Genomic DNA, 22,020 nt, shown 5'->3' on the forward strand with positions numbered 1-22,020 from the left:
ACTCAGCGCACCCGCACCAACTGCTCCTCGTCGGGCTCGACGGCGTTGCGGGCACGCTTCGTCATCAACCGGCCCGGCCACCAGATCCGCTCCCCCACCAGGCTGAAGATCGCCGGAACGATCACGGTGCGCACGACCAGGGTGTCGACCAGTACGCCGATGCCGACGATCAGGCCGAGCTGACCGAGCGTCACCAGTGGCAGCACCCCCAGGGCCGCGAACACCGCCGCCAACACGATGCCCGCACTGGTGATCACGCTGCCGGTGTGCGCAACTGCTTCGACCATTCCGGCCCGGGTGCCCAGCCAGCCGGCTTCGGATCGTGCCCGGTGCACCAGGAAGATCGTGTAGTCGATGCCCAGTGCCACCAGGAAGAGGAAGGCCAGGATCGGTACCTGCAGGTCGAGGGCCTGCTGGTCGAGCAGGGTGCGGCTCAGCCAGGCTCCCGCCCCGATCGCGGCGATGGCGCTGGTGAGGTTCACCGCGAGCAGCAGCACCGGGGCCACCAGCGAACGCAGCAACAGCACCAGCACGATGAAACACACCGCGAGCACCAGGGGTGCGATCAGCCACAGGTCGTGGTCGTTGCCGGCCCGGGCGTCCAGTTCGGTGGCGACCGCGCCGCCGACCCGGGCGTCGGCACCCTCGATCGGGTGGACGGCCTCACGCAAGGTGGTGATCTGGGCCAGGGATTCATCGGTGCCCGGTGAGTATTCGCTGGTCACCATCACCTTGGTCAACGCACCATCGGCGGTGCGGCCGGCCGGGTGGGCCCGCACGACGCCCTCGATCTGGTTGGCGGTCGAGACCACCTCTTCGGCGGCATCGGAGTTGGTGATGATCCAGATCGGTTGGGCTTCACCGGGCGGGAAGTGCTGCGACAACTTCTCCAGGCCGGTGGCAGATTCCGACTGCACCCGGAACTTCTCGAGTTGGTCCAGCCCGACCGTGGTGCCCAGCAGGCCGGAGGCCATCACCGCGAGCAGGGCCAGGCCGGCGACCAGGCTCACCAGCGGACGGGCAGACACCCGCGAGGCGACCGCCCGCCAGGCACCGCCCTGTTTGCGTTCCTGACCGGGACGCGGGATGAACGGCCAGAACACCTTTCGACCACACACCGCCAGGGCCGGCGGCAGCACGAACAGCACCGCGACCAGGGCGATCAACAGACCGATCGCGGCCGGCACCCCGAGGCCACGGGTCATCGGAATGGCCGCGAACAGCAGGGTGAACAGGGCCAGCACCACGGTGAAGTTCGAGGCCAGAATCGCCGGGACGGTCTTGCGCCAAGCAGTGCTCAGCGCCGCCCGGTCGTCATTGGTGCGCTGCAGTTCCTCCCGGTACCGCGAGATCAGCAACAGGGCGTAGTTCGTACCCGCGCCGAAGACCAGGACGCTGACGATGCCGGCGTCGAACTCGAATCCCCACGCCGACCCGGCCGCGGCGGTGACCCGCCCCGCCAATCCGTCGGCCAGGGCCACCACGATCAGTGGAATCAGCCACAGCACCGGCGAGCGGTAGGTGATGATCAGCAAGACCGCGACGATCACGACGGTCACCAGCAGCAGAGTGAAGTCGGCGCCCTCGAAGGCGGCGGCCACATCGGCCCCGAAGGCGGGACCACCGGTTACCTGCAGCACGAGCCCATCGGGGGTGTTCGCACTCACCTCGGCGCGCAGCGCCTTGATCACCTCGGCGGTCTCGGTGTTGTCGGCACCCACGGTGATCGGCGTGACCAGTACCGCGGCCTTGCCGTCAGCACTCACCGTCGGCTCGGACGCATTCGACGCCTGCCCGTTCAGCACCGGGATCAGGTCCTTCAGCCGGGCCAGGTCGGTGTCGGACAGGGCCGCACCGTCGGCCCGCGACGCCACGACCAGCACTGCCTGCTGATCGGCATTGGGGAACTTCGCCAAGTCCTCCTCCACCCGGGTGGCTTCGGCGTCGACCGGGGCCTGTCCGGTGCGTTGCGGCGCCGAGGCCCCGGAGAAAACACCGAACAGCGCCACCATCACCAGCAGTGCGGCGGCGAGAGCGACCCAGGCGCCCCGACGTGAGGTCAACCGGTCGGAAAACTGTCTGCGAATCCGAGTATCTGCCATGCCATCAACCCCACCAAGCATCCGCGCGCGTGACATCACGGCAGAGGCTGAAATACGAATCGGCAAAAAGGATGATGCCCATCGGTCGTTCGACGCACCGTCGTGGACGCTCTGCTACGCTCGCCGGGATAACCAATCCGCTGGGGGGGCCCGAAGGGCTGAGATTCGCCGACCAAGGCGAACCACTCCAGAACCTGATCTCGGTAATACGAGCGGAGGGAAGCGGTCACTATGTTGATCCATGTTCATGTCGGCCCATCACCGCTGGGTGATGAACGAGGCACCTACGCCCACGTCGAAGCGGCGATCCGGGTGATCGAGGCCAGCGGCCTCGAATACCAGGTCGAGGCCCTCGGCACCACCATCCAGGGCCCGGCCGAGAAGTGCTGGCCCCTACTGCAGGAACTGCACGAGGCCTGCCTCGAATCCGGGGCGAAGACGGTGATGACCCACGTGCGCATCCTGCAGTCCCACGACGACACGATCGAGGCGTCGATGGGCGAGATCGCCGCGCGCATCACCCACTGATTCGCGTGCGGGTGCTGCTGCGCCAGATTCTGCCCGCGCTGATCGCCGTCCTCGGCGTGATCGTGGTGTGGAGTCTGGTGGTGCGCCTGCCCGGCGTGCCGGCCTATGTGCTCCCCGCCCCCGAACAGGTATGGCGGGTGGGCTGGGACGACCGTGCCCTGATCGGTCACCATCTGGTGTCCACCTTGAAGATCGCGGTCAGCGGGTTCGCCCTGGGAGCCACCCTGGGCGTGCTGGTCGCGATCGGCCTGACCCTGTCGAACACCCTCCGCCGGGCGTCCGAACCACTGCTGATCGCCAGTCAGGCGATTCCCCCGGTGATCTTCGCCCCGATTCTGATCGCGGCGATGGGTTTCGGTGCCTGGCCGAAGATCCTGGTGGTCACCCTCGGCGCCTTCTTTCCGGTGGCAATCAGTGCCGCAGTGGCGATGCGCGAGGCCAACGGCATCCTGGTCGACCTGCTCACCTCGATGGGCGCAGGACGACTGACCGTGCTGCGCCGGGTGCGGCTGCCCGGTGCGGTGCCCGGCATCGTCGCCGGGGCGAAGATCGCGGCCAGCTACGTGGTGTTCAGCGCGATCATCGCCGAGTGGATGGGCTCCTCCGAAGGCCTGGGGGTGTACCTGCAGCGATCCCAGGCGAGCTACCGGATGGACCAACTCTTCGCCGCGGTCGGTGTGATCGCGGTACTGGGCGTGCTGCTGTTCTGGACCTCGGCCCTGATCGGGGACCTCGTCCTGGCCCGCAGCAGAGCCCGAACCACCCCGAAACCCATCTGACAACCCAACGAACGAAGGAAACTCCGTGACCATTCGACGAACTGTCCGCGCCGGGCTGGCGCTGCTGGCCGCAGGTGCTCTGCTGGCGGGCTGCGCCGGCGGGGGTGAGACCCCCGAATCGGGCAAGGACGGTGAGAGGCGTCAGGTCACCCTGATGCTGAACTGGACACCGAATGCCCACCACGCCGGCATTTACTACGCCAAGGAGCACGGCTTCTACGAAGAGGCCGGCATCGACCTGAAGATCATCGAGCCGGGCTCCGACGTCGGCGCCGACGTGGCCGTGGCCCAAGGGAAGGTGGAGTTCGGCATCTCGCAGGCCGAGTCGGTGCTGCCGGCCCGTGCCGAGGGGATGGACGTCCAAGCGATCGGCACTCTGCTGCCGGTCAATGACTCGGTGCTGATGGGGCTGTCCCCCTCCGGGCTGTCCGAGCAGCCGGGTTCCCTGGCCGGAAAGCAGTACGGCGGGTACGGCGGCGCGCTGGAGACCGAGATCATCTCCGAACTGGTGCGCTGCGGCGGCGGTGACCCGGCCTCGGTCAAGTTCATCGACATCGGCAATGTCGACTATCTGGCCGGCCTGGAACAGAAGCGTTTCGACGTGGTGTGGGTTTTCGGCGGCTGGGACGCGCTGCGCGCCAAGAACGAACGCGAGGACGTGGTGACGATCAAGATGGCCGACCACCTCGACTGCATCCCGAACTGGTACACCCCGGTGATCATCGGCAACGGTGCGGCGATGGAAAAGGACCCGACCCTGGCCCGCGACTTCCTGGGCGCCACCAGCAAGGGCTACGACAAGGTGATCGAGGATCCCGCGGCCGGTGCCGAGGCATTGCTGAAGGGTGCGCCCGAGTTGGACGCCGATCTGGTGAAGGCAGCCGTCGACTACTACGCCCCGCTGTTCACCACCGACGGCAAGCCCGGACACTTCGGGGTGATGGATGAGAAGGTGTGGACCGAGTTCACCGCCTTCCTGGTCAAGGCCAAGATGCTCAAGGACGCCTCGGCGGCCGACGGCGCCTGGACCAACGAATACCTGCCGAAGAACTGAGATGACAGCCGACGAAGCCGGGTTGGTGATCGAACAGATCACCCACCGGTTTCCGCTGCCCGGATCCAGCCGGTTCGGGCGGCGCCGGTACCGCACCGTGCTGGACGAGGTCAGCCTGTCGGTACCGGTCGGTTCGCTGACCGCGATCGTCGGCCCGAGTGGCTGCGGGAAGTCGACCCTGTTGCGGATTCTGGCCGGGCTGCTGGTACCCGATTCCGGACGGGCGAGTGTGGCCGGCCGGCCGCTGATCGGCCGTCCGGGCCAGGTGGCCTACCACCCACAACAGGACGCGCTGCTGCCCTGGCTCACCGCGCTGGACAACGCCACCCTGGGAGCCGAGATCGCCGGTCAACCCCGGGCAGCGGCCCGACGCCGGGCCCGCGACCTGCTCGACCGGTTCGGTCTGGCCGGTACCGAGAAGGCCTGGCCGGACGAACTGTCCGGTGGCATGCGGCAACGGGTGTCGTTGCTGCGCAGTTCGTTGATGCCCCAACCCGCCCTGTTGTTGGACGAGCCCTTCGGTGCCCTGGATGCTCTGACCCGGCGGCAATTGCAGTTCTGGTTGCTGGAGATCACCGCGGCCGAACGACGGCCCACCCTGCTGGTCACCCACGACATCGAGGAAGCTCTGTTGCTGGCCGACGAAGTGGTCGTGCTCAGCCCGGCACCGGCGGGGATCGTGCACGTCGAACATCGCCCCGAGGTGGCCCTCCGGCGCCGGGAACGCGAGGAGGGCACCGACCATGCGGCTGCCCAACGCGTGCTGGCGGCCTTGGGGAACGAGGGTTGAAACTCCGCACCTGCCGTATACCGTAAGGGGCATCCACTCCCGGACGGTCGAACAGGAAGGCTTCACAGATGGCACGCACCACCGCCTCGCGGCTCGGGGAGACCCTGCGCCTGGCCGGCAGCGCGCTGCGCGGTTGGACCCTGCGACAAGCCGGTGTTGCCCTGGTCGGTGCGGTGGTTGTGGGCGTGATCATCGGTGTCGCCACGGTGCTGATCCCGAACCCGATCTTCGCCCGCGATATTCCCCCGGTGTGGTGGAACTACCCGGTTTGGCTGCTCACCTCGGCCCTGTCGGGGGTGCTGATCGCCACCTATGTGCGTGCCGATACCGAGAAACCGGCCGAACCGGAACCCGAATCGAGCGAGGAGCGGCGCTCGAGCAAGCTCGGTATGGCCGGTGGCATTCTCGCCTGGTTCGCGGTCGGTTGCCCGGTGTGCAACAAGCTGGCTCTGCTCGCCCTGGGGTATTCGGGAGCGATCACCTGGTTCTCCCCCGTCCAGCCCTTCCTGGCGCTGATCGCATTGGTGCTCACCGGTGTCGCAGTGGTGTGGCGGCTGCGGGGGCAGGTGGCCTGCCCGATGCCGGCGGTCGCCCGATGAGTCGCTGGCGATTGACCCGTTCGTCCTGCCGGCCCCAGGCGGGGGTGCGGGCGGTGCAGTTGCTGGTGGCGGTGGTGATCGCCGCTTTCGCGGTGACGATGGTGCCGTCCAGCCCGGTGCTGGCCGCGGTGGCCGGCCTGGGTGCGGTGTGGGTGCTGTTCGGCGCGATCACCGGGCGTTGCCCGGGGTTGACCCGCGAGTCCTGACTCCCCGGCACTTCCGCCGACCGGGATCGTCGCGCGGTTGCGAACACATCCTCGGGTAGGAACGAGCCCATGAAGTTCAGCACCAGCGTGGCCATGGTCGACCCGTCCTATTACGTCCCCCTGGCACGGGCCGCCGAAGAGGCCGGCTTCGACGTCGTGCTGCTCGCCGACAGCATCGGCTACCCACGTGAATCGGACACGTCCTACCCGTACAATCCCGACGGCACCCGGGAGTTCCTGGAGAACAAGCCCTTCCTCGAACCGGTGGTGGCGATGTCGGCGATGGCTGCGGCCACGTCCACGATCAGCTTCTGCCCGTATGTGTTGAAGCTGCCGATCCGGCACCCGGTGATCTTCGCCAAGCAAATCACCTCGCTGGCGGTGCTCAGCAACAACCGGGTACAGCTCGGCATCGGTACCAGCCCCTGGCCGGACGACTACGACTTGGTCGAACTGCCCTGGGAGGCCCGCGGCAAACGCTTCAACGAGTGCGTGAAGATCATTCAGGGCCTGACCGGCGGCGACTACTTCGAGTTCCACGGCGAGTTCTACGACTTCGACGCGGTCAAGATGAACCCGGTACCCACCGAGCCGATCCCGATGCTGATCGGCGGAAACTCCGAGGTGCTGATCAAGCGCGCCGCGCGGATCGGCGACGGCTGGTTGCCGACCGGCTTGGGCCCGGACGAGATGCGCACCCGGATCGACCAGATCCACCAGTTGCGCGCCGAGTTCGGACGCGAGCACCTGCCGTTCACCATCCAGGGCCCCGGCGTGCGCACCGTCGACGACGTCCACGCCGCAGCCGAACTCGGCGCCACCCAGGTGATGGGCGGCTTCGGCCGCTTCAACCCCTACGGCACGGCCCAGGACACCGAACCACTGGCCGACAAGATCGACCGACTCAAGCGCTTCGGTGATGAGGTGATCGGCCCCTACCGGGCCGCCACCGGCTGACCACGCCGGTTTGCGGCGGCGGGACGGGGATGATTGTGTTCTCCATGCCGGTCACGCCCAGCCACCCAGCCAGGAGACCCGTCCATGCTGCTCATCACCCTCGCGATCACTGCCGTGGTCTGCGTGGTGACACTGATTCTGGGCCGCACGCTGGGACGCCGGGCGGGCTGGATCGCGGCCCTGGGTTTGCTCGGGGCTGCCGGCACCCTCTGGTACGGCTGGACCGGCCGCTCCGCCGACGGGGTGGTCGCCCAGGGGGTCGACTGGATTCCGTCGTTGGGCGTGGCGCTGAGCCTGAGGTTGGACGGAATCTCGCTGGTCTTCGGGCTGATCGTGCTGGTGATCGGCGCGGTGGTCCTGGCCTACACCGCCGGCTACCTGCCCCGTGGCCGACACGGGGCCTTCCTGGGTTTGCTGACCTTCTTCGCCGCCGCGATGACCGGGCTGGTGCTGGCCGACGACATCATCGTGTTGTGGGTGATGTGGGAGTTCACCACGGTTTGTTCCTTCCTGCTGATCAGCCAGTCCGGGCCCAAGGGCAAGGGGCCGGCGATCCGCACCTTCCTGGTCACCGCCGCCGGTGGGCTCGCCCTGCTGAGTGCGGTGGCGCTGATCTGGGCGCGGTTCGGCACCACCCGCCTGAGCACCATCCTGGCCGCACCCGACTGGCAGCAGGCCCCCGGCTTCGCCACCGCGATCGCGGTGCTGATCGCCTTCGCCGCCTTCACCAAGGCAGCCCAGTTCCCCTTCCACGCCTGGCTTCCCGATGCGATGGTCGCCTCCACCCCGGTCAGCGCATATCTGCATGCCGCAGCGATGGTCAAGGCCGGCATCTACCTGCTGCTGCGCTTCTCGACCGCGCTGGGTGCGGTGCCCGCCTGGAACATCGCCCTGATCGTGATCGGGTTGATCACCGCCCTGCTCGGCGCGGTGCTCGCGCTGCAGCGCCGTGACCTCAAGGAACTCCTCGCCTATTCGACGGTCAGCCAGTTGGGCTTCCTGGTCGCCACGATCGGCATCGGGTCGACGTACGCCCTGCTGGGCGCGATCGTGCACGTGATCGCCCATGCCCTGTTCAAGTCGGCCCTGTTCATGGCCGTGGGCGTGATCGACCACCAGTGGGGTACCCGCAGGATCGGTGAGTTGAGCGGGGTTCATCGCACCATGCCGTGGACGGCCGGGCTGCTCACCCTGGGGGCGGTGTCGATGGCGGGGCTACCGCCGTTGTTCGGCTTCGTGTCCAAGGAGGCGATGTTCAAGGCGATGGCCGCCATGCCGGCGCCCCTGGCCTGGCCGGTCGGGGCCGTGGCCGTACTGGCCGCGGTCTTCACCTTCGCCTACAGCGCGCGGATGGTGCTGGCGGTCTTCGACGGCCCGCGGCTCGACGATGCTCCCCGCGAGGGTGGGGCCGACCTGCTGGTGCCGGTCGGGGTGGTCGCGGTGACCGGGCTGGCACTCGGCGTGGCGGGCCCCGTGGCCGAGCCGTTGATCAACGCCGCCGTCGGCGCTGTGGGGGCATCGGCCGAAGCAGATCTTTCCCTGTGGCACGGGTTCGCCCCGGAGCTGTACATGACCTTGGCCGTGGTGGGGTTGGGGGCGGTGTTGGTGGGCCGCCGCAGGCAGGTGGACCGGCTGCTCGACCGCGAACTCTTTCCGATCCGGGCGATCGATGTGGTCGAGGGATTCCGCACCGGCAGCATCGCCGTGGGCCACCGGCTGGGCCGGCTCACCGACTCCGATACCCCCCTTCGCCACCTGGTGCCGCCCTTGGCGGTGGTGGTCGGGCTGGGTGGGGTCGGCGCTGTTGCACTGCTCACCATGCCCGGTCTTCCGCCGGTTCGTCCCGGTGTGGTGCGCTGGGTCGATTTCCTGATTCTGCCGCTGGTCGCGGTGGGGGCGGCCCTGGCCTGGCGAGCCCGCACCCGGATCGCCCTGGTCACCACCGTTGGCGTGTCCGGTTTCGCCGTGGCCCTGTGGTTCTATGCCCTCGGCGCCCCCGATGTCGCGCTCACCCAGTTGCTGGTCGAAATCCTGACCGTGGTGATCATGGTGCTGCTGTTGAGCCGCCTGCCGCGCACCTTCCACATCACCGGACGGCGCCGCAATGTCTTCGCCGGCATCACCGGGGTGCTGGTGGGCCTGATCGCGATGCTGGCCACCATGGCCCTGACCGGTCGCCGGGAGATTTCCGAGGTCGGACGGGACCTGCTGGTTCAGAGTTACGAACTCACCGGCGGCACGAATCTGGTCAACGTGATCCTGGTCGACTTCCGGGCGCTGGACACTTTCGGTGAGGCCGTGGTGTTGGGCGTCACCGCGGTGGCCCTGGTGGCGGCTCTGAACGCTCGCGGGTTGCTGCCCTTGCGCCCCAATCCGATCCGGGTGGAGCCCGACAGCGCCATCCGCGACCCGTACGACAACGCGCTGCCGCTACGCACCACCACCAGGTTCCTGGTGCCGGTGCTGCTGGGCCTCAGCGCCTTCTACTATCTGCGCGGCCACAGTGCCCCCGGTGGCGGCTTCATCGCGGCCCTGATCGGCAGCACGGCCCTGGCCCTGATGTACCTGTCGGCCTCGTCGAACCGGGTGCGGGAACTGCGGCTGCCCTACCTGGGTTTCATCGCCGCGGGCACCGTGATCGCGGTCGCGGTCGGTCTGCTCGGTTTGATCGACGGTTCCTTCCTGCGGCCGATGACCACCGAGCTCGGGCCGATCAAACTCAGCACCGCGCTGCTGTTCGACCTCGGGGTGTATCTGAATGTGATCGGGGTGATCCTGGCCGCGATCAGCAAGCTCGGTATCGATGACCACGCCCCTCCGCTGCGGCACGGAACCCCACGCGCCCGCGGCTTCGGCGCCCATCCCGGCAATGAGGTGGGACGCGAATGAGTTTGGCAGCGATCGGCGTCGGCATTCTGGTCGGCGTGGGCGTGGCGATGATCCTGCGTCGCGGTTTGATGCGGGTGATCGTCGGATTCGTGCTGCTCAGCCACGGTGTGAACCTGCTGATCATCACCGCCGGTGGCATCGACCGTCGCGCCGCCGCGCTGGGGGCCGACCTCGACCCGAACACCGTGGCCGACCCCCTGCCCCAGGCCTTCGTGCTGACCGCCATCGTGATCGCCTTCGCGATCACCGTGCTGCTGCTGGTGTTGGCGATCACCGGTGAGGGTGACGACGACACGCTGATCGAACTCGAGGGCCGGGAACTCGAAACCCCGCAGTTGATCCACCCCGACGAGGTCGAGGCCCTCCCCGCACCCGCCCGCGAGCCCGGTGGCCCGGAGCCGACCCACCCGCACCCCTACCTCGACTGGGCCGACGACCGCGATGACACCGACACCGCGGAGGTCGAGCAGTCATGATCGACCCGTCCTTGCTGCCGCTGTATCCCGCGTTGCCGATCCTGTGTGGTGGGCTGCTGATCTGGTTGAACCGCTTCCGGCGGGCCACCCCCGTCCTGCTGTTGGTGCTGCTGGGTGTCAATCTCGTCGCGGGCGGGCTGTTGCTGGCGACCCTGGCCGACGGCACCGTACTGGCCCATCACGTCGGTGGCTGGGGAGCACCCCTGTCGATCACCTTCGTGGCCGACCTCTTCGGCGCGTTGATGGTCACCGCCACCGGGGCCCTGGCCCTGGTCACCTGTTGGTTCGCGGTGGTTTCCGACCAGGCCCGGTACGACTATTTCGCGGCGATGGTGCTGATCCTGGTCGGTGGGGTCAACGGCGCCCTGCTGACCGGTGATCTGTTCAACCTGTTCGTGTTCATCGAGGTGATGTTGCTGCCGTCCTACGCGTTGCTGCTGATGGGACGTCGAGGACGCGGACAGTTGATGCAGGTCACCTCGTCGCGGATCTATGTGACGGTGAACCTGCTCGCCTCCACCCTGCTGCTGGCGGGCATCGGTCTGGTGTACGGGGTCACCGGCACGGTGAATCTCGCCGAGTTGGCGGGGGCGGCGGCCGAATCAGTTCGGGCCGCGCTCGCGATGACCCTGGTGCTGGTGGCGTTGTCGATCAAGGCCGCCCTGTTTCCGGTACACGGCTGGCTGCCGCGCACGTACCCCTTCATGGCCCCGGCGGTTACCGCGCTGTTCTCCGGCCTGCACACCAAGGTGGGCGTGTTCGCCCTCTTCCGGCTGTACGCGGTGGTTTTCGACGGTGACCAGCGCTACGGACTGGTGATGGTGGTGGTTTTCGCCCTGACCATGCTGTTCGGGGTGTTCGGCGCGATCGGGGAACAGGACGCCCGCGGCATCCTGTCGTTCCACATGGTCAGCCAGATCGGCTACATCATGATGGGCCTGGCCCTGCTCACTCCCCTGGGCCTGGCCGCCGGCATCTTCTACCTGCTGCACCACATGTTCGTGAAGGCTTCGCTGTTCCTGTCGATCGGGGCGGTGGAACTGGTGCACGGACGCCACCGGTTGGGCACCGTCACCGGCCTGGCCCGACGAGAACCCGTCCTGGCAGCCACCTTCTTCGTCGCCGCGCTGTCCTTGGGCGGCATTCCCCCGTTCTCCGGATTCGTCGCCAAGCTGACCCTGATCATCGCGGCTCTGGATGCCGGACAGTTGGTCGCGGCGATCGTCGCCATCGTGGTGAGCATCTTCACGATCATGTCGATGCTGAAGATCTGGGGCGCGATGTTCCTCGGCAGCCCGCAGGCCCACACCGAAGCCGGTCGGATCCCGGTGCCGCTGGTGGTGCCGGGTCTGGCGCTGGCCGCGGTGACGGTGGTTCTCGGTCTGGCGGCCGAACCCCTGCTGGCGCTGTGTGAGATCGCCGCCGCCGGGCTGATCGACCCGTCGGGATATGTGCAGGCGGTGAGCCGGACATGAAGTGGCTGACCTGGCCCCTGCGCATCATTGCCTTCGCCTTCTGGTTCTCCGGGCGGCTGATCGCGACCAATGTCGCGGTGGTCAAGGACGTGCTGACCCGCCGGCAACAGTCCTCACCGGTGATCGTGGCCTACCGCACCCGCTGTGACAGCGACCTCGAGGTCTCGCTGCTGACGATCATGATCAGCCTCACCCCGGGCACCTTGATGCTGGCGGTTCGCGACGCCCCGCACGCCCCGGGCGACAACCCGCGCCGGGGCCACAGTGGTTCGCGGCTGTACGTGCACGTGATGTATGCCCGCGACCGGGAACGGGCTCTGACCGACCTGGCCAAGGACGAGGCCATGCTGCTGTGGGCGCTGCGCCCCTCAGGAGGCACCCGATGATCGGAGCACTGATCGCCCTGGCGTTGTTGCTGGCCACCGCGGTGGCGGCGAGCTACCGGATGTTCCGCGGCCCCGACGACGCCCACCGCACCATCGGGTCGGACCTGTTGTTCTTCTCCGTGGTCGGCCTGATCGGTCTGATCGGATTGTTCACCGCCAGCACGGTGGTCTTCGACCTGATCATCATCGCGACCGTGGTCGGCTTCCTGGCCAGCATCTCGCTGGCCCGAGCCCTGACGAATGGGAGGCGATGATGGTCGCCATGCTGAACTCGCTGCCCGACTGGGTGTGGCTGACCGACGTCCCGTGGTGGATGTCGATGGCGGGTCAGGTGCTGATGGTGTTGGGCGCTGGACTGTTCGCGACCTCGGCGCTCGGCATGGTTCGGTTGCCCGATCTGTTCTCCAAGGCCTCCGGGGTCGCCACCGCCTCGGGCCTGGGCATTTCGCTGGTGATCACCGGCGTGTTCCTGCTGGTACCGGGCTGGGCCACGCTGCCGAAGCTGATTGCCGCCGTGGCCCTGCAATTGCTGACCGCTGCGGTCGGCGAGATGTCGATCGCCCGGGCGGCTTATCTGGTCGGCAGCCCGGTGTACTCCCCCACCAAGCAGAATGCTCTGGCCGAAGAGGCCGATCGGGGCGCACCGGATTCGGAACGCCCCGACGACTCCTCGGGTGAGGCCGAACACCACTGAGCAAGTGGCGCCCCGGCGGTCCGCTCATTCCAGGGTGGCGAGCCACTCCTTGGCGATGTCGGCGGCCGGCCGGCCCTCGTCCACACTGCGGGCGTTGAGTTCGATCAGGTCGGTGGGCTTCATCGTCGCGCTGATCTTGTTGATCACCTCGGCCGCCTTCTCGTCGACGTTGTCACTGGCCAGCGGCACCAGGTGCGAGGCGAGGAAGAGGCCGGCGTCGTCCTCCAACGACACCAGGTCATTGGCAGCGATCGTCGGGTCGGCGGTGTAGATGATCGCGATCTGGATGTCGCCGTCCTTCAGGGCCTTGACCGTCAGCGGGCCGCCGCCGTCCTCGATCGGGGTGAACTTCACGTTGACGCCGTACTTCTCGGCCAACCCCTTGGGGCCGTTGGGACGGTTCTCGGCCTCGGAGTTGGCACCCATCGTCATCGGGTCGGTGACCTTGGACAGGTCGGAGATCTTCTCCAACTGCCACTTTTCGGCGAACTGCTTGGTGACGGTGTAGGCGTCCTGGTCGGTGGCCGGCGACTGATCGAGCACCCGCAGCCCCTCGGGCGTGGCGTCCTTCAGTTCGGTGTAGACATCGTCGGACAGGCGGGCTTCGGTGTCCTTCTGCCAGTACTGCAGCAGCGGGCCGGTGTATTCGGGGAAGAGGTCGATCTCACCGTTCTCGATCTCGGGCAGGTAGGCCTCCCGCTGCCCGATCCGGAACTGCCGGTCGACGGTGTAGCCCTCCGCCTCCAGGGCCTGGGCGTAGATCTCGGCGACGATCTCGTTGGAGTAGTAGTCCTGGGAGCCGATCACGATGGTCTCGCCACCACCGCCGCCGCCCCCGTTGTCGCCCCCTTCCAGGGGGTCGGAGCCGGCACACCCGGCCAGCAACAGGGCGCCTGCCAGGCCGATCGCGGCCATTCGGAAGCGGGTCATGATGGATCCTCTCGTGGGGTTCAGGTCGTGGCCGCGACGCGGCCGGGGTCGGCGATCCGGGTGGTCACCAGCCGCTGGACGATCGCCAGCAGCACTTCGAGCAACAGGGCCAGGGCGATCACCACGATGGCCCCGCCGAGCATCGCGGCATAGTCGCGGGATTTCAGTCCGGAGAACAGATACCGCCCCAAACCGTAGTCGGCGATATAGGCCGCCAGGGTGGCAGTGGCAACCACCTGCAGGGTCGCGGCCCGGATCCCGCCCACGATCACCGGCAGGGCCAGCGGTAGTTCGACATCCCAGACCACCTGGCGCGGGCTCATCCCGATCGCCCGGGCGGCCTGGCTGACCGCCGGATCGATCGCCTGCACCCCGGCGTAGGCACCGGCCAGCAGGGACGGCAGGGCGAGCACGATCAGCGCCAGCAGCGGGGCCCGCAGACCGATGCCCAGGGCCAACCCGAACAGGGTCAACAAACCCAGGGTGGGAACGGCGCGGGCGGCGCCGGTCAGCGCCCCGACCCAGCCGGCGCCGCGGCGGGTGTGGCCGATCAGGACACCCACCGGTAGCGCGATCACCCCGGCGGCGGCCACCGTGCCGACGGTCAGCAGCACATGCTGGCCCAACCGGGTGGGAATGCCATTGGTTCCCGACCAGTGCGCCGGGTCGGTCAACCAGGTCAGGGCATCGGCGAGCAGGCTCATGACGCCACCTGCGCATGTGCCGAGGCCCGGGGACGGCGTCGCCACGGGGTGAGGGCCCGGCCGAGCAACAGCAACAGCCCGTCCAGCACCAGGGCGAGCACCACCGTGACGATCACCCCGGTGGCAACCTCGGCGGCGATGCCGCGTTGAAATCCGTCGGTGAGCAGGTTGCCCAGGCTCGGCACCCCGATCAGCGCCCCGATGGTGACCAGGCCGATCGTGGACACCGTCATCACCCGCACCCCCGACAACAGCACCGGGACCGCCAGCGGCAGGTCGACCCGCCAGAAAACACTGCGCGGTGAATAGCCGATCGCGAAGGCGGCATCACGGGTGCGTTTGTCGACCGACCCGAAGGCATCGGCGGCGGTGCGCACCAGCAATGCCACCCCGTACACCGTCAGGGCGGTGATCATGGTCGCCGAGGAGCGCAGCGGGGTGCCGATGATCGCCGGGATGATGATCAGCAGCGGCAGCGCCGGAATCGCGTAGAGCAGGGCGGCCGCGGTCAGCAGTGGGGTTCCGATCAGCGGGCGGCGGAAGGACAACCGGCCGATCGGTACCGCGATCAGGGTGCTCAACACGATCGCCGCCGCGCTCAACACCAGGTGTGCGCGGAGCAGTTCGATCACCCACGGCCAGTTGTACTGCAGCCAGGTCATGGCTCGACCACCCCGACCGGGCGGCCCTGACCGTCCACCGCGACCGACCGGCCGTCGATCTCGCGCACGGTGAGCGTCCGTTCGGCACGGCCGTGACCGACAAAATCGGCGACGAAATCGTCGGCCGGGTCGGCCAGGATGTGGGCGGGTTCGCCCTGTTGGGCGATCCGGCCGCGTTCGCGCAGCACCACCACCTCATCGCCGAGCAGGAAGGCCTCGTCGATGTCGTGGGTGACGAAAACGATGGTTTTGCCGAGGTCGGCCTGCAACCGCACCAGTTCGTCCTGCAGTTCGCGGCGCACGATGGGGTCCACTGCCCCGAAGGGTTCGTCCATCAACAGGATGTTCGGATCGTTGGCCAGGGCCCGGGCCACCCCGACGCGTTGTTGCTGTCCACCGGACAGTTGCGGCGGGTACCGGTGGCCGATCGCCGGGTCCAGGCCGACGCGTTCGAGCAGCCCGGCCGCAGCGGCCCGGGCTTCGCGCCGGGGGGTGCCGTTCAACATCGGGACGGCGGCGACATTGTCGGTGATCGTGCGATGCGGCATCAGGCCGCCGTCCTGCAGGACGTAGCCGATCGAGCGGCGCAATTTGACCGGGTCGACGCTGCCCACGTCGGTGTCGTCGATCAGCACCTGCCCGGAGGTGGGGTCGACCATCCGGTTGACCATCCGCAGCAGGGTGGTCTTACCGCACCCCGACGAGCCGACCAGGGCGACGGTGCGATGGGACGGTACGACGAGCGAGAAATCCTCGACCGCCACGGTGCCGTCGGGGTACGCCTTCGACACCGACCTGAACTCGATCATGGGTTCCCCGCTCCGGCTACCGACTTCTGTGTCTTTCGCCGGAACCTACCATGTCGATCCATTTGTCGACATCTGCGACACCTCAGGCGGCGACGCGAGTGGCCTCCCGCTGGGCGAGGTGACGCTTCGTCGGCCCGCTCAGGCTGACCAGCAGGGCGGCAATCCCGATCGTGAGCAGAATGTGGCCGACACCGGCAATACCGGCGATCGCGGCGCCACCTTCCTGACCGTTGAGCTGCAGCAGTCCGTGCCAGATCATCACTCCGGCGGTGATCACCAGGCCGGCGTTGTAGGTGGCGAAGAAGATGTTGAACGACCGGGAGCCGGCGAACCCCAGGGCGGCTTCGAGGGCCAGGCAGATCAGCATCACCATCATGCCCAGGGCCAGGAAGTGGGTGTGGGTGACCGACAATTGGGTCTTACCGTCGAATCCGTCGTGGGTCAGGGTGCGGTACAACAGGCCGGCGGTGAGGCCGGCGGTGGCGTAGACACAAGCGGCAATCCAGAGCTTTCTCATGTCTGCCAGCTTGCTGCGATTCCCGCCCGGATACATCACCATCGGTGCCGGTTCGGCCCGCACCTGCCGGACGATGCCCGGATCATCCTTTCGGCCGATGGTGCCCTGCCTAGACTGAGGGCTATGGCAACGGCATCGTTCAGTCGCATCACGAAGGTGCTGCTGAACGGGCTCGACGTGATGTTGATCGGCCTGGTCGCGCTGGCCGTGGCAACCGGCGCCGGCGCCGGTAACAGCCCGTGGCTGATGGCCGTTCTGGGCGCCACCTTCCTGACCGTCTACGTGGTCGGCCGGGTGACCATCCGCACCCATGCCGCACCCCTGGACGCCCCGCGCGGTAAGTGGTGGCCCAACGGTGCCTGGATTCTGCTGCTGATCGTGCTCTGGGCCGGGCTGCTGCACACCAGCCCGTCCGGATTGTGGGTGGCTTTCCCGCTGGCTCTGTTGGCGATGCATGCCCTCGGGCCGATCTGGGGTGGCGTCGCGGTCGCGGTCGCCACCACGATGGCCATCGTCCACGGGCTCTGGTCGGCGCCGCAGGTGACCCTGGGAACCGTGCTCGGGCCGCTGCTGGGTTCGGCGGTGGCGGTGACGGTGCTGCTGGGCCTGGAGGGGCTGGCCCGCGAGACCGAGAACCGGCAGCAGTTGCTGGACGAGCTGAGCCGGGCCCGGGGCTGGTTGGCCGAGGCCGAACGCGAACGTGCGGTGCTGGGTGAGCGGGAACGGCTGGCGCGCGAGATTCACGACACCCTCGCCCAGGGCCTGTCGGCGATCGATCTGTTGTTGCGGGCGGCGGGCCCGCAGATCGGCGAGGGGTCGGCACGGGAGTTGGTGGAGCGGGCCGGCGACACCGCCCGGCAGAACCTCACCGAAGCCCGCCGGTTCGTCCATGCCCTGACCCCGGCCGACCTGGAGCACCATCCCCTGCCCGAGGCGATGCGCCGTGCCATCGAGCAGGCCGGCGGCTCGAACGGACTGCACGCCCAGCTACGGATCGTCGGCGAGCCCCGTTGGCTGCCGGTGGTCACCGAGGCCGCGGTGTTGCGGATTCTGCAGTCCGCACTGGCCAATGTGACCCAACATGCCGATGCCACCACGGTGGAGGCCACCCTCACTTACGGCCCGAACGAGGTGAGCTTGGATGTCGTCGACGACGGCATCGGCTTCGACCCCTCCCAGCACAAGCCGGACGGTTTCGGGCTGCGCGGGATCCGTTCCCGGGTCGCCGAATTGGGTGGCCGAGTGGTGGTCGTCTCCGCCCCGGGCGACGGCACCACCGTCGCGGTGACCCTGCCCTACCCCGAGGAGGACCTGTGATCCGGGTGATACTCACCGATGACCACCCCGTGGTGCGAGCCGGGCTGCGGGCCCTGGTCGAGGCCCAGCCCGATATGACGGTGGTGGCCGATTACGACACCTGCGAAGACCTGCTCACCGCGCTGCGGTCGGGCACCACCGCCGACGTTTTGTTGCTGGACCTGCGCTTCGGCGAGGACCGGATGTCCGGCGCCGAAGCCACCGCCGAAATCGTCGCCGACGGCGGCCCCCCGGTGCTGGTGCTGACCACCTACGGCACCGACAACGACATCCTCACTGCGGTCGAGGCGGGCGCCACCGGTTACCTGCTGAAGGACTCCCCCACCGACGAGTTGACCGCCGCGATCCGGGCGGCCGCGGCCGGCGAGGTCACCCTCGGCCCGGCCATTCAGCGTCGGCTGCTCGGCCGGATGCGTCGTCCGACCCTGTCGTTGAGCCTGCGGGAGTTGGAGGTGCTGGAACTGGTCGCCGAAGGGGCTTCCAATGATGCGATCGCGGAGCGGTTGTTCATCTCCCGGGCCACGGTCAAGACCCATCTGGCCCACATCTTCGGCAAGCTGTCGGTCTCCTCGCGCACCGAAGCGGTCGCGGTGGCCCGGCGCCGCGGGCTGTTGTGACCCACGCCCGGACGGCACAATGACTTGGCATGACCTACCCAGGCGCAACACCGAAGACCCGCAGCGTCATTCCGTGGATCGTGGCCGTGGCCGCAGCGGTGGTGGGAGTTCTGCTGGGCCTCGCCGTCGGCTGGCTGGTTTTCGCCGGTAATTCCACGGCCGATCGGCAACCCGCCGCGACCGATGACGTCGACGCCCGCATGACCTGTCGGATGTTGGACCGCGTCCCCGAGAACTGGGCCGACCGGATCACCGACCTCAGCCAACCCAACTACTTCCGGATGCAATCCACCTCGACGATGGCCATGGCTGCGGCCCGCAGCGACCCGAAGTTCACCGACATGGGCAAGCATGGTGAAGCGATCTCCGAGGGCATCAACCGAATGAAACTCGAGGTGGCCGCGAAGGGGATGGCCGACCTGCGCCGGGAATGTGAGAAGTTCGGCTTCAGCTGATCAGCCGAAGAACTCCTCCAGCACCAGGGCGATCCCGTCGTCGTCGTGGGAGGCCGTCACCCGGTCGGCGGCGGCCTTCACGTCGTCGTGGGCGTTGCCCATCGCCACCCCGAGCCCGGCCGCGCGCAACATCGCCAGGTCGTTGTGCGCATCACCGAACACGATCGACTGTTCGATCGGGATGTCGTAGTAGTCGCAGTAGGCCTGCAGGGAGCCGCCCTTGGTGGCCTCGGGCATCGACACCTCACAGTAGATCGGGGCGCTGCGGGTGATCGCGAGCCGATCCCCGAACTCGTCGAGCAGGGCCTGTTCGGTCATTACGGTGTCATCGGCCGACCCGACGAAGAGCAGTTTGTGCATCGGCTCGTCCACCTCGTTCAGGTCGGGAATCACCTCGGGAGTCATCAGGTTGCCCTCGATCTCCTGCCGCACCAGCAAACCGTTCGGGTCGTCGGCGATCAGCCGGTCGTCCACGCAGGCCATCCGGGAACCGGGCCGGTGGTGGGCGAAGCGCAGTACCTCGCGGGCCGTTTCGGCCGGCATCCGGTGATCGACGAAAACCTCGTCGTCACTGGTGCGCGCGATCGCCCCGTTGTACCCCGACAGGGCCAGAGGTGTGGTCAACCCGCCACGTTCGACCTGACCGCGGATGCCGCTGATCGGCCGTCCGGACGAAATCATCACGTGGGCACCGGCGGCCCGGGCACGAGCGATCCATTCCACCGTGCTCGGCAACACCACCTTGCGGCTGCTCAGCAGCGTCCCGTCGATGTCGATGGCAACTGCACGGTACGGCAGATCGGGCACTGAATTACTCCTCGGGTCGGTTCGACAACTTGCTCATGATCGGCAGCAACTGCATCCACCATTGCTCCACCGGGCGGCGCTTCGGCCAGTCGACCATGTCGTCCATCGCCTTGAACGATACGTAGTGGCGCAGTCCTTCCGGGCCCTCGGCGGCGAAACATGCCTCGTGGGCGCCGGCGGCGAACTGGCGGTCGAGTTCGTCGAGCCCCTTGGCGGCATAGCGGATCGCGGCGACCCGGTCGAAGGGGCTCGGCGTGCCGCCCTGCTGGACGTGGCCGAGGATCGCCTGGCGGACATCGAAGTTCTCGCCGCCCTCGGCCTCGAACAGCCGGCGCAGGAAGTCGGTGGTGTAGTACTCGTTGGCCTCTTCGTTGCGCACCGCCAGATAGAAACGGCGGCCCTTGGCGAAGGATTCGCGCATCGCGGCCACATCACGTTCCAGGTCCGCGATGCTGAACGGCACCTCGTTGAGGTACACCCGTTCGGCGCCGGCCGCCACCCCGCTGGCCAGCGCCAGGAAGCCGCAGTAGCGACCCATCGTCTCCACCACGAAACACCGCTGCGAGGCGATCGCCGACTGTTTCAGCCGATCGATCAACATCACGTCCATGTTCAACGCGGTATCGGCACCCACCGACATCGAGGCCCCGGGCAGGTTGTTGTCGATGCTGGCCGGCAGGGTGACGATCGGAATGTTGAACGCCGGGTAGAGCTTGCGCGATTCCCACAGCCGGTGCACGGCCTCATAGGCGCTGAACCCGCCGATCACGAGCAGGCCGTCGATTTCGTGACGTTCGATGGCCCGGCCGATCAGGTACAACTGCTCGTCCACCGGCACCTCGCGGCGGGTGCCGAGTTCGGCACCGCCGGTGCCCTCCCAGCCCTCGACCTCACCCCAGGTGACCGGTTCGACCCGGTCGTCGGCCAGGCCGGGGAAGCCGCCCCGGATGGCGAGCATCGTGTGGCCCCGGTTCAGACCCAACCGGACGGCGGCCTTGGCGGCGCTGTTCATGCCCGGGGCCAGACCACCGGCGTGCATGATGCCGATCCGTCGGCCCCGCTCCAGGTCCTGAGCGCTGGGTTGGGCCTCGGTGATCTCGTCCATGATCCGGACGAGTTCGCCGAAGCTGGCCGAGCGGCCCTCCATCGCCTGTTCGTAGTCGCCGGCCTTGACCCGGTCGGCGACCCGGCGGGTGGCCGCCACGGCGTCCATCAGGTCCATCCGCTGCACCCGGTTCGACCGCACCCCGAGTACCTGGGGTGCACTGTCGGACTTGGCCGCGAGCACCTCGTCCACGGCCGCCACACCCAGCATCGTGGCCATCCACCGGTCATAGGCGCTGGGGGTTCCGCCGCGTTGGACGTGACCGAGGATGGTGATCCGGGCGTCCTCACCGAGCCGCTCGCGCAACGCGTCCTTGACCCGCTGGGAGGTGATCGGCTCGCCGTGGCGATCCTTGGCTCCCTCGGCGACCACGATGATCGAGTCGCGCCGGCCGGCCGCCCGGCCGCGGCGCAGCATCTCCGACATCTGGTCCTCCCAGCCGTCGGCGGGCGGACGTTCCGGGATCAGCGCGTAGTCGGCTCCACCGGCCAGGGCAGCGGTCAGGGCCAGGTAACCGCAGCGGCGTCCCATCACCTCGACCACGAAGCTGCGCTGATGGCTGGCCGCGGTGGACGAGATCGCGTCGATCGCCTCGGTGATCCGGTGCAGGGCCGAGTCGGTGCCGATCGTCATGTCGGTGCCGACCATGTCGTTGTCGATCGAGCCGATCAGCCCGGCGATGAACAGTGACCGGTGTTCCTCGACCTGGTCGGTGGTCAGTTCCCCGGCCTCGACCAACTCGTCCAACAGCCCCGGCCATTCCTGACGGAACTCGTTCGCCCCGGCCAACGACCCGTCCCCACCGATCACGATCAGCCGGTCGATGCCGTGCTGCACCAGGTTGCGGGCGGCCTTGCGCAGACCGGAGCGTTCCCGGAACTCGTCGCAGCGGGCGGTGCCGATCACGGTGCCCCCGCGGTGCAGAATCGAGCCGACGTCGTCCCAACTCATCGGCACGATGCCGCTGCCGTCGACCGCACCCTGCCAGCCCTCGCGAATCGCATAGACCTCCGCGCCGGCGTGCAGGCCGGCCCGGACGATGGCCCGTACCGCGGCGTTCATCCCCTGGGCGTCACCGCCGCTGGTCAGCACACCGATACGGATCTTGCGGTCGGAGGATTCGGACATCGCGACACTTCCTTGAATCGGGCGGCTGGCGCGT

The 22,020-nt window shown here is 68.0% G+C and carries 24 protein-coding genes and 1 riboswitch; of the genes, 16 read left to right on the forward strand and 8 right to left on the reverse strand.

The window, feature by feature from the left end:
• Positions 1–2: 2 nt before the first annotated feature.
• Complete coding sequence (locus ACR4XW_RS10140; RefSeq protein WP_434760443.1) at positions 3–2,102, reverse strand: MMPL family transporter; 2,100 nt, start codon at positions 2,100–2,102, stop codon at positions 3–5.
• 132 nt (positions 2,103–2,234) lie between these two features.
• Positions 2,235–2,340: riboswitch (TPP riboswitch) on the forward strand.
• Between ACR4XW_RS10140 and ACR4XW_RS10145 the strand changes: the two genes are divergently transcribed.
• The 13 genes from ACR4XW_RS10145 to ACR4XW_RS10205 all read left to right on the forward strand — a co-directional run bounded on the left by ACR4XW_RS10145 (position 2,334) and on the right by ACR4XW_RS10205 (position 12,935).
• A complete protein-coding gene (locus ACR4XW_RS10145; protein WP_434760444.1) occupies positions 2,334–2,630 on the forward strand; it encodes a thiamine-binding protein in 297 nt (98 codons plus the stop codon). Its footprint overlaps the riboswitch before it by 7 nt.
• 5 nt (positions 2,631–2,635) lie before the next feature.
• Positions 2,636–3,409 carry an ABC transporter permease gene (locus ACR4XW_RS10150; protein WP_434760445.1) on the forward strand — a complete coding sequence of 258 codons (774 nt, stop codon included), beginning with the start codon at positions 2,636–2,638 and terminating at the stop codon, positions 3,407–3,409.
• Between the two features lie 25 nt (positions 3,410–3,434).
• Positions 3,435–4,463, forward strand: coding sequence for an ABC transporter substrate-binding protein (locus ACR4XW_RS10155; RefSeq protein WP_434760446.1), 1,029 nt, complete (start codon positions 3,435–3,437; stop codon positions 4,461–4,463).
• A gap of 1 nt (position 4,464) precedes the next feature.
• Complete coding sequence (locus ACR4XW_RS10160; RefSeq protein WP_434760447.1) at positions 4,465–5,253, forward strand: ABC transporter ATP-binding protein; 789 nt, start codon at positions 4,465–4,467, stop codon at positions 5,251–5,253.
• Positions 5,254–5,321: 68 nt separating this feature from the next.
• The gene (locus tag ACR4XW_RS10165; RefSeq protein ID WP_434760448.1) at positions 5,322–5,852 is read left to right on the forward strand and encodes a hypothetical protein; all 531 of its coding nucleotides are present in this window, start codon (positions 5,322–5,324) and stop codon (positions 5,850–5,852) included.
• Positions 5,849–6,058, forward strand: a complete 210-nt coding sequence (locus ACR4XW_RS10170) for a hypothetical protein (protein WP_434760449.1) — start codon at positions 5,849–5,851, stop codon at positions 6,056–6,058. Before ACR4XW_RS10165 ends, ACR4XW_RS10170 begins: the two co-directional genes overlap by 4 nt.
• Before the next feature lie 69 nt (positions 6,059–6,127).
• Positions 6,128–7,015, forward strand: a complete 888-nt coding sequence (locus tag ACR4XW_RS10175) for a TIGR03619 family F420-dependent LLM class oxidoreductase (RefSeq protein WP_434760450.1) — start codon at positions 6,128–6,130, stop codon at positions 7,013–7,015.
• 84 nt (positions 7,016–7,099) lie between these two features.
• The gene (locus tag ACR4XW_RS10180; protein ID WP_434760451.1) at positions 7,100–9,904 is read left to right on the forward strand and encodes a DUF4040 family protein; all 2,805 of its coding nucleotides are present in this window, start codon (positions 7,100–7,102) and stop codon (positions 9,902–9,904) included.
• Positions 9,901–10,380 carry a sodium:proton antiporter gene (locus ACR4XW_RS10185; RefSeq protein ID WP_434760452.1) on the forward strand — a complete coding sequence of 160 codons (480 nt, stop codon included), beginning with the start codon at positions 9,901–9,903 and terminating at the stop codon, positions 10,378–10,380. Before ACR4XW_RS10180 ends, ACR4XW_RS10185 begins: the two co-directional genes overlap by 4 nt.
• A complete protein-coding gene (locus ACR4XW_RS10190; RefSeq protein ID WP_434760453.1) occupies positions 10,377–11,855 on the forward strand; it encodes a monovalent cation/H+ antiporter subunit D family protein in 1,479 nt (492 codons plus the stop codon). The genes ACR4XW_RS10185 and ACR4XW_RS10190 overlap by 4 nt, the downstream gene beginning before the upstream one ends.
• Entirely contained in the window at positions 11,852–12,241 is a 390-nt protein-coding gene (locus tag ACR4XW_RS10195) for a Na+/H+ antiporter subunit E (protein WP_434760454.1), read from the forward strand. Before ACR4XW_RS10190 ends, ACR4XW_RS10195 begins: the two co-directional genes overlap by 4 nt.
• A complete protein-coding gene (locus tag ACR4XW_RS10200; protein WP_434760455.1) occupies positions 12,238–12,495 on the forward strand; it encodes an MrpF/PhaF family protein in 258 nt (85 codons plus the stop codon). Before ACR4XW_RS10195 ends, ACR4XW_RS10200 begins: the two co-directional genes overlap by 4 nt.
• On the forward strand, positions 12,495–12,935 hold the full coding sequence (locus tag ACR4XW_RS10205) for a cation:proton antiporter (RefSeq protein ID WP_434760456.1): 441 nt from the start codon (positions 12,495–12,497) through the stop codon (positions 12,933–12,935). Before ACR4XW_RS10200 ends, ACR4XW_RS10205 begins: the two co-directional genes overlap by 1 nt.
• 24 nt (positions 12,936–12,959) lie before the next feature.
• Here the strand turns inward: ACR4XW_RS10205 and ACR4XW_RS10210 are convergent, their stop codons facing one another.
• From ACR4XW_RS10210 to ACR4XW_RS10230, 5 genes are all read right to left on the reverse strand, one after another.
• On the reverse strand, positions 12,960–13,865 hold the full coding sequence (locus ACR4XW_RS10210) for an ABC transporter substrate-binding protein (protein WP_434760457.1): 906 nt from the start codon (positions 13,863–13,865) through the stop codon (positions 12,960–12,962).
• Positions 13,866–13,885: 20 nt separating this feature from the next.
• A complete protein-coding gene (locus ACR4XW_RS10215) occupies positions 13,886–14,569 on the reverse strand; it encodes an ABC transporter permease (RefSeq protein ID WP_434760458.1) in 684 nt (227 codons plus the stop codon).
• Entirely contained in the window at positions 14,566–15,231 is a 666-nt protein-coding gene (locus ACR4XW_RS10220; RefSeq protein ID WP_434760459.1) for an ABC transporter permease, read from the reverse strand. The genes ACR4XW_RS10215 and ACR4XW_RS10220 overlap by 4 nt, the downstream gene beginning before the upstream one ends.
• Positions 15,228–16,040, reverse strand: coding sequence for an ABC transporter ATP-binding protein (locus ACR4XW_RS10225; RefSeq protein ID WP_434760460.1), 813 nt, complete (start codon positions 16,038–16,040; stop codon positions 15,228–15,230). Before ACR4XW_RS10225 ends, ACR4XW_RS10220 begins: the two co-directional genes overlap by 4 nt.
• 82 nt (positions 16,041–16,122) lie before the next feature.
• The gene (locus tag ACR4XW_RS10230) at positions 16,123–16,557 is read right to left on the reverse strand and encodes a DUF2871 family protein (protein ID WP_434760461.1); all 435 of its coding nucleotides are present in this window, start codon (positions 16,555–16,557) and stop codon (positions 16,123–16,125) included.
• Positions 16,558–16,680: 123 nt separating this feature from the next.
• Between ACR4XW_RS10230 and ACR4XW_RS10235 the strand changes: the two genes are divergently transcribed.
• Genes ACR4XW_RS10235 through ACR4XW_RS10245 form a run of 3 tightly spaced genes read left to right on the forward strand, consistent with a single transcriptional unit; the run spans position 16,681 to position 18,946 of the window.
• On the forward strand, positions 16,681–17,874 hold the full coding sequence (locus ACR4XW_RS10235) for a sensor histidine kinase (RefSeq protein WP_434760462.1): 1,194 nt from the start codon (positions 16,681–16,683) through the stop codon (positions 17,872–17,874).
• On the forward strand, positions 17,871–18,491 hold the full coding sequence (locus ACR4XW_RS10240) for a response regulator transcription factor (protein WP_434760463.1): 621 nt from the start codon (positions 17,871–17,873) through the stop codon (positions 18,489–18,491). Before ACR4XW_RS10235 ends, ACR4XW_RS10240 begins: the two co-directional genes overlap by 4 nt.
• Before the next feature lie 29 nt (positions 18,492–18,520).
• Positions 18,521–18,946, forward strand: coding sequence for a hypothetical protein (locus ACR4XW_RS10245; RefSeq protein ID WP_434760464.1), 426 nt, complete (start codon positions 18,521–18,523; stop codon positions 18,944–18,946).
• Here the strand turns inward: ACR4XW_RS10245 and ACR4XW_RS10250 are convergent, their stop codons facing one another.
• Together ACR4XW_RS10250 and ACR4XW_RS10255 are read right to left on the reverse strand one after the other, a co-directional pair.
• Positions 18,947–19,753, reverse strand: a complete 807-nt coding sequence (locus ACR4XW_RS10250; protein ID WP_434760465.1) for a Cof-type HAD-IIB family hydrolase — start codon at positions 19,751–19,753, stop codon at positions 18,947–18,949.
• A 4-nt stretch (positions 19,754–19,757) separates the two neighbouring features.
• Positions 19,758–21,986, reverse strand: coding sequence for a 6-phosphofructokinase (locus tag ACR4XW_RS10255; RefSeq protein WP_434760466.1), 2,229 nt, complete (start codon positions 21,984–21,986; stop codon positions 19,758–19,760).
• Between the last annotated feature and the right edge of the window lie 34 nt (positions 21,987–22,020).

It is taken from the genome of Pseudenemella bisphenolivorans, from assembly GCF_051133435.1.
Taxonomy (GTDB): domain Bacteria; phylum Actinomycetota; class Actinomycetes; order Propionibacteriales; family Propionibacteriaceae; genus JAAYAO01.

Bases quoted from the DNA above. Each gene is read 5' to 3' on its own strand.
- ACR4XW_RS10200 (WP_434760455.1), top strand. From the start codon at position 12,238: ATGATCGGAGCACTGATCGCCCTGGCGTTGTTGCTGGCCACCGCGGTG.
- ACR4XW_RS10205 (WP_434760456.1), top strand. From the start codon at position 12,495: ATGGTCGCCATGCTGAACTCGCTGCCCGACTGGGTGTGGCTGACCGAC.
- ACR4XW_RS10190 (WP_434760453.1), top strand. From the start codon at position 10,377: ATGATCGACCCGTCCTTGCTGCCGCTGTATCCCGCGTTGCCGATCCTG.
- ACR4XW_RS10215 (WP_434760458.1), bottom strand. From the start codon at position 14,569: ATGAGCCTGCTCGCCGATGCCCTGACCTGGTTGACCGACCCGGCGCAC.
- ACR4XW_RS10160 (WP_434760447.1), top strand. From the start codon at position 4,465: ATGACAGCCGACGAAGCCGGGTTGGTGATCGAACAGATCACCCACCGG.
- ACR4XW_RS10195 (WP_434760454.1), top strand. From the start codon at position 11,852: ATGAAGTGGCTGACCTGGCCCCTGCGCATCATTGCCTTCGCCTTCTGG.
- ACR4XW_RS10175 (WP_434760450.1), top strand. From the start codon at position 6,128: ATGAAGTTCAGCACCAGCGTGGCCATGGTCGACCCGTCCTATTACGTC.
- ACR4XW_RS10165 (WP_434760448.1), top strand. From the start codon at position 5,322: ATGGCACGCACCACCGCCTCGCGGCTCGGGGAGACCCTGCGCCTGGCC.
- ACR4XW_RS10230 (WP_434760461.1), bottom strand. From the start codon at position 16,557: ATGAGAAAGCTCTGGATTGCCGCTTGTGTCTACGCCACCGCCGGCCTC.
- ACR4XW_RS10255 (WP_434760466.1), bottom strand. From the start codon at position 21,986: ATGTCCGAATCCTCCGACCGCAAGATCCGTATCGGTGTGCTGACCAGC.
- ACR4XW_RS10235 (WP_434760462.1), top strand. From the start codon at position 16,681: ATGGCAACGGCATCGTTCAGTCGCATCACGAAGGTGCTGCTGAACGGG.
- ACR4XW_RS10145 (WP_434760444.1), top strand. From the start codon at position 2,334: ATGTTGATCCATGTTCATGTCGGCCCATCACCGCTGGGTGATGAACGA.
- ACR4XW_RS10245 (WP_434760464.1), top strand. From the start codon at position 18,521: ATGACCTACCCAGGCGCAACACCGAAGACCCGCAGCGTCATTCCGTGG.
- ACR4XW_RS10225 (WP_434760460.1), bottom strand. From the start codon at position 16,040: ATGATCGAGTTCAGGTCGGTGTCGAAGGCGTACCCCGACGGCACCGTG.
- ACR4XW_RS10220 (WP_434760459.1), bottom strand. From the start codon at position 15,231: ATGACCTGGCTGCAGTACAACTGGCCGTGGGTGATCGAACTGCTCCGC.
- ACR4XW_RS10140 (WP_434760443.1), bottom strand. From the start codon at position 2,102: ATGGCAGATACTCGGATTCGCAGACAGTTTTCCGACCGGTTGACCTCA.
- ACR4XW_RS10170 (WP_434760449.1), top strand. From the start codon at position 5,849: ATGAGTCGCTGGCGATTGACCCGTTCGTCCTGCCGGCCCCAGGCGGGG.
- ACR4XW_RS10185 (WP_434760452.1), top strand. From the start codon at position 9,901: ATGAGTTTGGCAGCGATCGGCGTCGGCATTCTGGTCGGCGTGGGCGTG.
- ACR4XW_RS10210 (WP_434760457.1), bottom strand. From the start codon at position 13,865: ATGACCCGCTTCCGAATGGCCGCGATCGGCCTGGCAGGCGCCCTGTTG.
- ACR4XW_RS10180 (WP_434760451.1), top strand. From the start codon at position 7,100: ATGCTGCTCATCACCCTCGCGATCACTGCCGTGGTCTGCGTGGTGACA.